Origin of the sequence: Vibrio sp. Of14-4 (genome assembly GCF_022347625.1) — a bacterium.
In the GTDB taxonomy this organism is placed as follows: Bacteria; Pseudomonadota; Gammaproteobacteria; order Enterobacterales; family Vibrionaceae; genus Vibrio; species Vibrio pristinus.
The window spans coordinates 236,829-248,913 of sequence record NZ_JAKRGI010000010.1; the positions used below are offsets into that span (position 1 = coordinate 236,829).

Annotated in this window: 6 protein-coding genes; 1 reads left to right on the plus strand and 5 read right to left on the minus strand. The window is 43.6% G+C overall.

Going from position 1 to position 12,085, the window contains the following annotated elements:
- Positions 1 to 5 precede the first annotated feature (5 nt).
- Positions 6 to 1,052 (plus strand): GGDEF domain-containing protein, encoded by a 1,047-nt coding sequence (locus tag MHN79_RS12190; protein WP_239173114.1) that lies wholly within the window; start codon positions 6 to 8, stop codon positions 1,050 to 1,052.
- Here the strand turns inward: MHN79_RS12190 and MHN79_RS12195 are convergent.
- The 5 genes from MHN79_RS12195 to MHN79_RS12215 form a co-directional block, all read right to left on the minus strand.
- Positions 1,049 to 1,714 (minus strand): DUF2726 domain-containing protein, encoded by a 666-nt coding sequence (locus MHN79_RS12195; protein ID WP_160927729.1) that lies wholly within the window; start codon positions 1,712 to 1,714, stop codon positions 1,049 to 1,051. The two genes, MHN79_RS12190 and MHN79_RS12195, sit on opposite strands and share 4 nt — an antisense overlap.
- 101 nt (positions 1,715 to 1,815) lie before the next feature.
- The gene (locus tag MHN79_RS12200) at positions 1,816 to 2,619 is read right to left on the minus strand and encodes a hypothetical protein (RefSeq protein WP_239173115.1); all 804 of its coding nucleotides are present in this window, start codon (positions 2,617 to 2,619) and stop codon (positions 1,816 to 1,818) included.
- A gap of 35 nt (positions 2,620 to 2,654) precedes the next feature.
- Positions 2,655 to 3,416: an ABC transporter substrate-binding protein gene (locus MHN79_RS12205; protein ID WP_239173116.1), complete on the minus strand. Its 762-nt coding sequence runs from the start codon at positions 3,414 to 3,416 to the stop codon at positions 2,655 to 2,657.
- 219 nt (positions 3,417 to 3,635) lie between these two features.
- Positions 3,636 to 4,904, minus strand: coding sequence for an IS4 family transposase (locus tag MHN79_RS12210; protein ID WP_239173117.1), 1,269 nt, complete (start codon positions 4,902 to 4,904; stop codon positions 3,636 to 3,638).
- 109 nt (positions 4,905 to 5,013) lie between these two features.
- Positions 5,014 to 12,042: a VWA domain-containing protein gene (locus MHN79_RS12215; protein WP_239173118.1), complete on the minus strand. Its 7,029-nt coding sequence runs from the start codon at positions 12,040 to 12,042 to the stop codon at positions 5,014 to 5,016.
- Positions 12,043 to 12,085: the final 43 nt, after the last annotated feature.

Genomic DNA, 12,085 nt, shown 5'->3' on the forward strand with positions numbered 1-12,085 from the left:
ATCTAATGGAGCTAGATATCTTCAACCCCTCGAGGCACTTGCGTCGCGCAGTCTTGTTCTGGCTTAGTGCTTTACTTGGCTCCCTCTGTCTGATAGGTGTAATAGTCAATGGTTTTTTTGATAATTACCCTCAAGTCGCATCTGCACAGGCATTTTTTTGCAGTTTCTCATGCTACGTCGCCTTTCATAGCTATAGAGGCAATACGTCACTCTTGCTATCTAATGGCTATATCTATTCTTTTATGAGCTTAATTTCCTTTAATACTTATATTTATTCAATAGATAATGGTGTCTTAGTCTGGAGCTTCCTTTACCCTGTGCTCTCATATCTCATATTAGGTAAGAGATACGGGATGATAGCGACTATGGTTGGTTTTGTTGCTCAATTTTGCCTAATAATCGACAAATGCATCCTTAGTAAGGACAACATAATTTGGGAGCTTCCACTTAATTTCGTTACTGCTTACTTAAGTGTTTGGTTGGCCAGCCACGTGCTAGAGGTTAAACGAAAAACCTCCGAAACCTCGCTGGGTCAATTAGCTTCTCGTGATGCCTTAACAAGTGTATATAACAGACATGCTCTAATTCATAATTTTGAGCGCTATCGACAGGAGAGCGAAAAGCTGCCGTTATCACTGTTAGTATTAGATCTCGATTACTTTAAGCAAATCAATGATAAATATGGCCATGATGTGGGAGATAAAGTATTGGTGCAAACGGCCGCTCTGATCGACGGTTTATCTGATGAGCACCAAGTATATAGAATCGGTGGCGAGGAGTTTTGTATTGCACTTCATAACACTACGATTAAGAATGCCGTAAGTAAAGCAGAGAAGATTCGAATCGCCATAGAAAACCACACATTTAATACGCTCGAGCAACCGATATTCCAAACAGCAAGTATTGGTATTTATCAATGCGATCTTTTTAACGACCTGGATAGTGTGCTTAGAAACGCCGACAAAGAACTATATAAAGCGAAGAAAAACGGGCGTAATCAGGTAATGGTATGTCACGAGCATAAGGAGACCATCTTGAGTGCTCTGAGCTAAGCGATATCATCTTCTTCGTCAAAAATAACATTGTAGTTTTCTGTATACGTACATTGAGGTTGTCTACTGCAAGTAAAAAAGCGGCGGCCCTTAAAATCACCTTGTGTTGCTGTCTTGATGACCATGGGGCTACCACAACGCTTACAGAAGCGCACTTCTTTCTCGGATTCAATCAAGTCAATGTGTGTCGCGAGTAAGCGTCTCAAACGACTCACCTGATAGCTATGTTTAACTGAAGTACCAATGAGAGGAATACCAGAAGACTTACACACATGCATAAGAAGCTTTTGACGTTCGACTTTTCCCTTATCAAGTTCTCGGCCATCATCGAGCTCTATCGCTACTCGAACCTGTAAGGTTCTAGGGTCACATACAACATAATCGAAATAACTTTTGGAGATACGATTATTGGCAATGAACCACTTCTTTTTGTTGGTTTCTAATGGGGCTATCACACTGGTCATGCTGACCTTAGACATAATAATACCATGTTGTCCCACAGCGCTTAATAAAGCATTGTAAAACGCCGTTTCTTTCATATTTAACAAAGCGCCTTTTTTCTTATAGTGACTGTCTTTCAGCTCATCTTGCTTCGCATAACGCTTTTGAACGAAAAAAAAGAATAACACCAGTAAACCAACAACGACAAAAACACTTTCCATAATCTGTTATACACTCTCCAACTGGTCGGAAACAGTATGATACACTTTTGAGTTTATACGCTAACTTGGTAGATAAGTCAGTTTTTTAGGGTAATTCAACGCTATTTGTGAGAGCTAGCTTTGGGTAAACTGAGATTTATAATAACCCTTTGGTCTGGGGTTATTCGTTCGTAGGTGCGTTGCCAATGTTTTTCAATAAGCTTTCTCATTAAACCGCTTGCTTTTGCCTGCTGCAAAGCCTTTTCGATAACCGTTTGATAGCCAGCGGCTGATTCAGAAAGGTAAAAATAGAAGTCTTTGTCATAGACAAGCATCAAGCGCTGTTCGATAGCAAGATGGTCATTTTTCTTGGCTTCATCAACAATTTCGGTCATTCCCCTCGGAAAATAATTGACCTCACCATCGGAACTTATTTTCGAGTATAGTGTTCTCCACTCTCCATCTTCGACATGAACAGGCAATTGATTTATTTTCCACACATCTATGTCATACCAGTTCATACCCAGTCCTGCCACCATTTTAGATTGCTGTAGGTCTTCTAGGTTGTTAATCATATCGAACTTGTTTTGAAGTTCAGGCGGGATGAGTAGAATTCGTTTACCTATCATTCCATTCGTTAAGGGGACTCTTACTGGAATGTATTTTTGATTGCGCTGCTCCGTTCCAATTAACCAAGTCAAAGAAAGCTGCCCAGCTTCAACCATTTTCACTGCTCGTTTTTGTGGTATGTGTTCCATGGGTGTATCAATTGTGACATTGTAACCGGCATCTGTTAAGGCAGTATGTAAAAGGTCATGATAGAACTTGTGGCCTCCATCTTGCTGAGAAGGTAATGTGAGTGTCATCTTTTCTTGTGCAACTACAGACTGGCAGAATATGAATAATACGATTGCTAACTGACGCATTTACCCTTCCTTGTGGAAAAAATTATCTGATTCAGCTACTTGTACTTAGCGACGATCTCCTGATATTGAGACTGTCCTGACTCATTTTTCTTATCCTTGACTGCATCTATACCAAGCTGCAGTTTTTCAACTAATTTATCATCTACTCCTTTATTGAACGCGTAGTATAATTCACCATCACTTAACACAAACACAGGCTCATAATCATCAGTATTATAACCTTTTTTCTTTAACCACCATTTTGCTACATTTTCTTCATATGCCCATATGTCAATACGGTCTTTGGCGAGTTGATCGGCAATGTTTTCTGGTAGAGAAGCTTCATACATCCCATCTCGAGGAACCCCGAGCTCTAACATCAACTGTTCACCTACGTCATCACGTATTACGCCAATTCTATATTGGACGAAATCTAATGCAGCTTGAACTTTAATACCGCGCGATTTCTTCGCCATCGCAACAATCCGTGTACTACTTAGTGGTCCTACCCATTTAAATAAATGCTCACGGAGCCGTGTGCGGGTAGTTGCGAATAAAACTGCATCAGGTTTTATTAACGTTGTGCGATAAGCTCTTGCCCATGGCTGAACTTCAATATCATCTAATGTCAGATCGACGCCCTGCGATTTTGCAGCAGCAATGAGCAAATCAATAGAGATACCCTTTTTTTGTCCATCTTGCGTGTAATTGTAAGGAGGGTATTCTTCCGTAAGAAAACGAAGTTCATTCAATTCAACAGCACTTACAGAGAACGGTAGTACCAGCAAGGCAATTGATAATCTCAGTAGTGATTTCATGGTGGCCATCAACTAATAAAAATTACGTATATCAGTAAACTGTAGAGCTGTATCTAGAATTCGTCCAGATTAAGCAACCTCATAGCTTCGCTGCCTGTATATTATGATAAAAGCGGGACGAGCTATGAGTAATAAAAAAGGCCTTTCGGCTAATGCCAGTCAGTTAAGCTGACTGGCTTTTTTCTTATTAGGGTATTTTTTGTTCTTGGGTTTCACACATCATGGGTATATTCGGTCTTCTCTTTTTAGTGGTAAAACATGGTGTGGTGTTTCATCGAGTAGATGATTGATACGTTTCGGGATAGTGCCTGCCGCTTCCAACCAAAAACCATATATCAGATGGATTATCGCGGTTGCGCTTGTGGTAAAACTCAGCTGATTTGGATGGATACCCAGTATCGTCTTAGCCATATTAGCCATTTGATACCGAATGATATTGTAGCCAAGCAGCAATCTCCACAGCTCTTGCTCTATCATCTCTGGAAGCTTGCTTCTTAGCGTAAACTCATTGTTTTGCAAAGAAGATTTGATTTCCCGATAACCGACTTCTATTTCCCAACGATGACTATACAGGTCGACTATCTCCGCTGACGGGAAACGCATGACATCCGTCATTGAGGTGAGGATATTCACCTCTTTTCCCTTAATCTTTTTGGCTAATAACCTAACTTCAACGGTTTCTGGCAGGTCTGGGAACTTCCGCTTTGCTTGTGGGCTAGCATTCAGAGCAACCACTTTGTCATTACGCCCTAACTTCCTGATGACGGTATATTGTGTATCTTTTCTCATTGGCATCAACCAGTGACGTTCTTTACCGGTTTGGTGCCAACGATTAAGTAATCCCAGAGAGTAGAAGCCCCGGTCAAACATGGTCAGGCTATTATCGGGAGTTGTTTCAATAAGACGTTCTGCCAAAACCATCTCATTCGTCTTATAACTATCAAACGCACTGGCTATCATCATATGGCTGCTTAGTTCCATCTGGCAGACCATTCGCACTTGGGGAAATGAACCATCGCCATTTTGATTAGAAGGCACTTTATACCGCTCTCTGTTCTCCGGGGTGTCTGGTGTACGCCAAACGACACCATCGACACCAAGGAGTTTTAGTCCAGACCATGTGGGATGTTCGGCCTGTTGATGCCACATCTGCTGGCTACGATGAAAAACTTCTTTCACCGCGTCAGCCCCCAACCGTTGGCGAGCCTGAACTACAGCGCTTGGAGCAACTAAAGGTTTCTTGCCTGGCAGCATTAACTGCGCCTTACTCACAATACTCCAAACGGGTTCTTGTCGATAAAGGGACATTGCGATGACTGTCCACACGGCCATATCTAAAGGAATGCGGCGCTTTCTAACCGTTGCCACACCAGTAGCTTCTAGGCATTGATTAATAAAGTTAGGACAGAGAATATCTGAAAGCTGCCCGAGTTGGTCGGTATTAGGTGCGTAGCCATTAGCCATCGCAAGAGCGGTTGTGAGTTGCAAAAGAAAAGGTCCTAACTATCAAAAGCTAGGACCTTTATACCGTTTGTGGAGGATCGTTCAACCTATCATTTTAGGCTTAACTGATCGGCATTAGGCCTTTCGGCCCTTTTTATTCATGTATCATCATGAGTTCATTCAGTAAATTGGATAAGTCAGTGCCTGTCACACTTCCCGTACTTAAATCAAGTCCACTGAATTGATCTACCACATTTTCCAATTTGATTGACTGATGTTGCCCACTATCTCGTTGAATGACTAGCTCAATATCATTATTGTCAATGTTGGCTGATATATCAGAAAGAAGCTCATCTATAGTTTCACTTCCTACCAACAAATCTGAAACGTTAATTTTGTCTTCGGACACGTAGAAATCAGTGATAATATCTTTACCTCCATCAATATCGCTTCCTCTCCAAACAAACTGGTCTTGGCCAGATCCCCCCGTTAATATGTCATCACCTTGCCCACCAATTAATATATCATCACCTTGGCCACCGAGCAGGATGTCATCTCCAGCGCCACCATCTAGAGTGTCATCACCACCTTGACCATACAAGATGTCATCGCCCAAGCCACCCTGCAAAATATCGTTTTGGTCATTTTGGTGTGAAACATCAAAGTTACTGTAGTTTTGACGCACAAAACTATTGATGCTTTCGCTAGAAACATCGGCTAACGGATCACCCGTTTCTGCAGCAACATACTTTTGGAGAGCAGAAATACCTTGTCCATCAATACTGTCAAAATTGATGAGGTCACCGAACAAGATATCATTGCCATCGCCACCAATAATCTCGTCCTGTCCCTGGTTTAAAGCAACTTCCTGACCCAGAATCGTCTCAGCTAATCTATCTACGTTGATATTGGATACAACCGTCCCATCCGAATCATACTCAGACAAGGTTGCGGCATTAATACCATCTCCAATACCAATAGCTTCAATGGAAGACATGAGTAGCAAAACGTGATACATGTGGCGAGTCTGTATTGTGATTGAATTACTATCACTATATCTAAGGCCATTTGAGTGAGTTAGATTACCCAAGGTCGACCCCGTCAATGGTGATTTAACTGCACCAAAGCTGGAGACGAGCTCTTGTCCTTTATATAACACCGAAGTGCCAATCTGGTAGTCTGATGGTAAAATATCATCCAAGGTGACGACCTCCTTATTAGAGGTATCGAAATCTAGAACCACTTCGTCAAATCGATTTTCATCCAGTTTATGTTTATGGATATAGTTGGGGTTACCATCGGTAATGAAATAGGTGATGTTCTCAGCTTGCTCATTTGTGTTTGCATCAAACCATTCGATTGTTGCATCAAAACTGGCTTCATAATTGGTGTAGCCGCTACCTGAATCCTCAATATCACTCAACTGAGAAATGAAATCAGCTCGCGCGCTCGGTGAATTCAAGTCAACTGAAATGGTCACTCCCGTACTAGTAGCGAACTCAGTTAAAAGCATATTCACTTTGCCAGTGTTAGGCCCAGAGTTAACAGTACTATATAATTGATCAAATACCTCAATAATTTCCGACTTCGCTGTTGCTACGCTATTGTGCATACTACCTGAGGTATCTAGGACAAAAGCAATATTATAATCCTGACCTGCTATAATCTGAACTCCCTGTACATCCCCGACAATCAAATCATGAGTGTCGCTTCCTTCAATAACATCATCTCCATGAGAACCAGATCTCATTGCATAATCGACGGGGTCAGGCAGTACACGCAGGTTAATGAACTGGCTTACCGATTCTGAAGTTGCAGGTGCATTATCTTGCGCTGTTGCAATTAACTCAAGTGGATAGTCACCTTCATCTAATACATAAACCTCAAGCCCAGTTAAATCATCAGTCCACGCTGATAAATCAACACTGTTTTTTCCATCCTCTGTTGCAAGAACACTAATGGAGTTACCATTACCATCACGAATGACGGAACCCTCAGGTAAGCCATTTAGCAAAAGTGAAAGCGTTTCTGAGCCATCAGTATCGTTTAAGCTTACCGCAATCTCACTTAATGAGATGTAGCTGTCCTCGAACCCTATATTATTGGCTTTCTCAAGTTTAATATCGTCTAGCAATGCACCGTAGCTATTTGAAGAAGTCTCAGACTCAAAGACGATTTTATAACTGCCGCTCGAAGGCGTCTGGAAGTTTATATCCTCTGTTTGCCAAGTTAGGCTTTGTTTGTCTGTGTAGTCAAATAGTACTTCTCGAATCCCATTTTCATCTTCAAGAAATACCGTCATTGGGGAGTCGTTCATTCTGCGAGCGACAACATCAAAAGACAATGTGTAGAATTGACCTGCGTCTGCACTAAATTCCGTAAATAGCTGATCATCACCACGACGTCCTTCTAGTTCGTACAATTGGTTATCACCATCTGAACCACGTCGATAGACACTTTCCTTACCAACCTCATTGTACTGTCCAGGATTATCAGTACCCCAAGTACCTAACACTCCATCTGCCTGAGTCAATTCGCTGGAAGTCACATCGCCACGCCACGAACGATTAGACAAATCGATGGTGTCAAAGGTGTTCAAAGAGATGACTTCTGGCTCAGATACAGTAATCGTAGGAGCGTCTGTTTGGGCATCAACTTGAACATTGATATCATGATCTTCGATCAACTCATTATCAGCAGTATACCCTTGTACCCTAAGTACAAAGTTTTCATTACTGTTGTTTGGCGGTGTTATGGTAAGTTGCTGTAACTGCTGTACGGTTAACTGCGCCTCTCCATTGGATATAGAAATCGGAGCATTGCCCGATGCTAACACTGCACCTGGCGGTATGTCACTGACTACTAGTTTATCAACTGAACTGCCTTGAGGAAGGCTAATATTGAGAGCAATATTACTGTCTTCAATGCCCGCGGAACGTTGTTGTACAGACAAATCAGGAACTTCGCTCACGGCAATAATAGTGGTCGCGATATCTGAATTTTGGCCATAAGAATCGGTCACGTAAAACTTTATTTCACGATCCGTTTCATCAGGGTTTTCGCTGGTATTCTGATATTTAATCCCTTGCAAGAACAATTCAAACTCGGCAGCAGAAGCGCCATCGACGACATCACTCGTAATAAGGAGGCTCAGACCAGAGGCGGTACTGCTTTGGCTAACTGTAAACCCGGCTTTAGGCAACCAAGTAAGCTGGTCTCCGTCATGACGCTGAGTTAATGAAACATGCATAGAGTGGAGGGTATCTTTATCATCAAAGATGTTAGCGTCTGTATCCGCAACAGCAATCGGACCATCACCTTCTGTAAAGTCAGTGATAAAGTCTATATTGGTATCTTGCTTGGCGACTTTAATAATAAGATCATTATAATCATTATCATCATTAGCATGATCTACTTGATCATCGAAGTAAATGATAGTATTACCGTTATCATCAAGGGTAGTCCTCATTAGTGACGCTTCATCATGACTTAACAGTACTTCGGCATTACCCTGAATGCTGCCATTGATCATCAATCGACCATCTGAGTTAACCTCAAAAGTTGCATCCGATGGTACACTATCAACTAGATTTGCCCCGTCAGCAATAAGGAAGTATTCAACGTTGTCTAAGCTGTCAAGAGAAGCAAGCACAGGTTCAAAACCACTTTGACGAGAGTCATGAGAATCTGACATCAGAATTTGCAGCTGCTGGGTATCAGACGCTGGATCATAAACATAATAACCAAAGACATTACGGTAACCTGCATCTTCACTAACAAATTCAATCTGGTATTGGCTACCGTCTAAATCTATTAATGGCTTTTCATTGTCTTCAATCGTCGCTTTCGCATTTATCGGGGTTGACTGATGTTCAGTGCTTGCAGCGAGCAAAAATGTCTCATTATTTTCTGAAACTTCATCATCAACGGTTTTAACCGCAACAGAAAACTCGCTTTCACCCGCTGGCAAATTAAATTCGAACAAACCATTTTGAACAGAGACGATCTGCGTTTGTTCGGGAGAGCCATAAGTTACTGTAACTACACTGCCATCATAATCTTCTGGTGACGATGCTTTTCTCTCTTTTAGCTCTAATGTGATAGAAGTGTCTGAGCTACTTTGGCTCGAAAGCACTACATTAAAGATGGCATCGCTTCCTTCAGCCACAGTATCTTCACTGACACTTGTTACGATTGGGCGGTCATCATCTGACCCTGCGCGACCATCATCGATGATGATTGATACTTTGGAATCCGAGCCTTGAGCACCTTCCACACCGCTCACGACCAACTCAAAACTCTCAGCTCCCTCATAAATAGGTTGCGCATTATCATCGGTGGTGTGCACTGTCACACGAACCTGAGTCACTCCAGCAGGTATAATAAGATCGCCATTATCGGCAATTGAGAGGAACTGCCAGCCTTGACCATCGTGATAGGCCGCGTCCATATTGCTGATATCAGACGCATCCGTTTCTGAGTGAGAAACCAGTAGGTTCACCGTCACCGCTTGCGCTGTGTTTTTACTTAGCGATACCGTAAACTCTGCGCCAGAGCCCTCACTCACATTGCCTCCTCCCGAAACCGACACGAGAGGGATATCAACGTTATTAATCACACCAGACGCGTTTTCTCCTCCAACAACCAAGGTGTAATCTTCAGCGTGCTCATACACACCATCCAGCACGGTTGGGATGACAATAGAGAACGCATGAATACCGACAGGCACCACCAATTGTTGATGAACCGCATCATAGGTAACGCCATGTGTAAACACCGCTTGACTCAAATCAACATCTGCACTGTCAGCAGTATCGGTGTTAGGTTGACCAAACGTCACACTGTATCGCGTTTCTTGAAGGACGCCTTCCTCCAAACTCACCTGATAAACAAGGTTGTCCCCTTCGGTCACCGTCTCGTCAAGCATCGACACCGAGCTCACCGCCACATCCTGAGGAAGCGGGTTCACCACTATCGATACTGTGGCCTCAGAGTAACCACCTTTGTCATCTGTGATCACATAGTCAAAGCTGGTTTCACCGACAAAACTGTCTTCCAAGTCGATATAAACAACACCATTTTCAATTCGCGCTTGCGCATTATTCACATCAGACACATGAGTAATGCGAAGGTTGTCCCCATTAGGGTCAACATCATTACCCAGCAACTCAGTGACTGGGATCTCTAAAACCTCGCCTTGGTTGGCCGCATAAGCGCCTTCTCCTGATGCTTTAAAACCCGTTAAGAAATAATCTGAGGAGTCGCTACCACGCGCTGGAGTATTGGTGAAGTCAAGCGCTTCAAACACAACACTATCAAAAGCAACGCCACCTAAATCCTCTTCATCAAAATGGTAAGTGCCTTGGTCATTGCCCTCATTCGCCACAAAGGTGCCACTGGCAACAGGGTTATCGCCAAGATAAGCCACCCATTTCCCTTGCTCGTGATTCCCACTTCCTCCCTCATCTTTAAACAAGTTCGAGATTTCAAAACTGAATTCTGTTGCAGGCTTGTCCAGTGAAACGGTTAACTGCTCTGACTCCCCATCTTCTCGGTTATATTGGATCTGAGCCCCTGGTCCACCGTTTTCATCACCAGATACGCCGCGTTTTACACCGCTTTCGGTGGTGATGGTTTTCTCTTGACCTTGATAACTCGCGCTCACACTCACCCCATCGTGTGACCAAGAACTGGAGTTAAATGTGCCTAATGCCACATCAAAAGCAACGGGGTCATCCGCTGCGATAGGCGCCGCGTTTCCTTCAACTAAGGTCACCGTGTGCTCATCACTGTGGTTGCCATCACTGTCTACAGCACGATAATCAAATGTATCGCTGGAAGAGGCTTCTAAATAACGAAGCTCCCAGTTACCTGGTCCCTCTGTGGTGACAATAACAGACTCAATTTCTCGTCCTTCTGGCGCGTCAATGGTGGCCACATGGAACAAATCTGTATTGCCTGAGGTCTCTTTGGTCACCGGGACGTCAATCACTGAGCCATCGTCTAATACCGCCTGCACAATCGCGGTCGTTTCATGGCTATGGCCATCTTCAAACCATCCGCCCAATCCATCTAGACCAAGTTCAATTGAAGTTGAAGGGCGGTCACTCAAGTCAATCGTGATGGTTTCGCCTTGCTGTATACCACCATCGTCACCAACACCGAGTCCATACCCAATATGGCTGGCCCCTGCAAAGTACTGAGTAAGTGGCTGACTCGCAGAGGTAACGGTAATTGCATCGCCATTATCAAACTGCATCACTCGCTGAGCTGGGTTACCTTCAACAGCTTCACCCCAGTTTAGGAACGTGCTTTGACTTGCATTGCCATCCATACCTTCTGGCGCTTGCTTAACACCAAGCACAAACCCTGTTGATTCACTGTCATTCTCGTAACGAATAAGGTTTGGATCACTAAAGACGGTACCTTGCTGAAGCACCTCCCCATTGGCTGAAAATGTCGTGACATCACTGGCATCAATCAACTGATTATCGTAGTAAAGCTGCCCTGATTGAGGGAGCTCTGTGATCACCACACCCAGCGGCGTGTTGCTTGCATCATTTTCATCATCTGAAATATGGTCTTGCGCGACGTCATTGCTATCGAAGAAAATACCCGCATGACCATTGGCATCCAATGCCACACTAAAGTCTTCTGCTTGAGGAGGATTATCGGCAAAGTCCAGAATCGTTGCACTGGTGCTGGTTGACGTTAATCCAAGTACTGTATTCTGCCCTGCCGCTACGGAGAGAGTGAAGCTCTCATCACCTTCATACGTCGTATCTTGCGCCGTGACTACCCTTACATTGACGGAATCAGAGCCAGCTGGCACCCCAATTTCCCCAGAAACTGGCACATCCTGCCATACTCCATCCCCGTCTTGGTACTGATAAGCTGCAATATCTTGAACTGAGGTATCACCTGGATCCAAAGTCAGTACAAAGGAAACCTCAGAGGTTGCTGTGTTTGAAAGTAGAACGGTAAAGTGCGCCGTATCACCTTCTGCAACCTCTCCCCCGCCTGTAATGGAAACAACGGGGCGCTCGGAGTTGTCCGTAATCGTGCCGGTACCTGAATCAGTGACAGTAAAACTCTCACCACCCACTGTGGCTGAAGCACGCGCCTCAAGGTTAAAGGTTTCTGACCCTTCAAAAATCGTGTCGTTTGCGGTTTGTACTGACACCTGAATGTCACTGGCATTACCCGGTATGGTGTACGAGCCATCA

Bases quoted from the DNA above. Each gene is read 5' to 3' on its own strand.
- MHN79_RS12195 (WP_160927729.1), bottom strand. From the start codon at position 1,714: ATGGAAAGTGTTTTTGTCGTTGTTGGTTTACTGGTGTTATTCTTTTTT.
- MHN79_RS12190 (WP_239173114.1), top strand. From the start codon at position 6: ATGGAGCTAGATATCTTCAACCCCTCGAGGCACTTGCGTCGCGCAGTC.
- MHN79_RS12205 (WP_239173116.1), bottom strand. From the start codon at position 3,416: ATGAAATCACTACTGAGATTATCAATTGCCTTGCTGGTACTACCGTTC.
- MHN79_RS12200 (WP_239173115.1), bottom strand. From the start codon at position 2,619: ATGCGTCAGTTAGCAATCGTATTATTCATATTCTGCCAGTCTGTAGTT.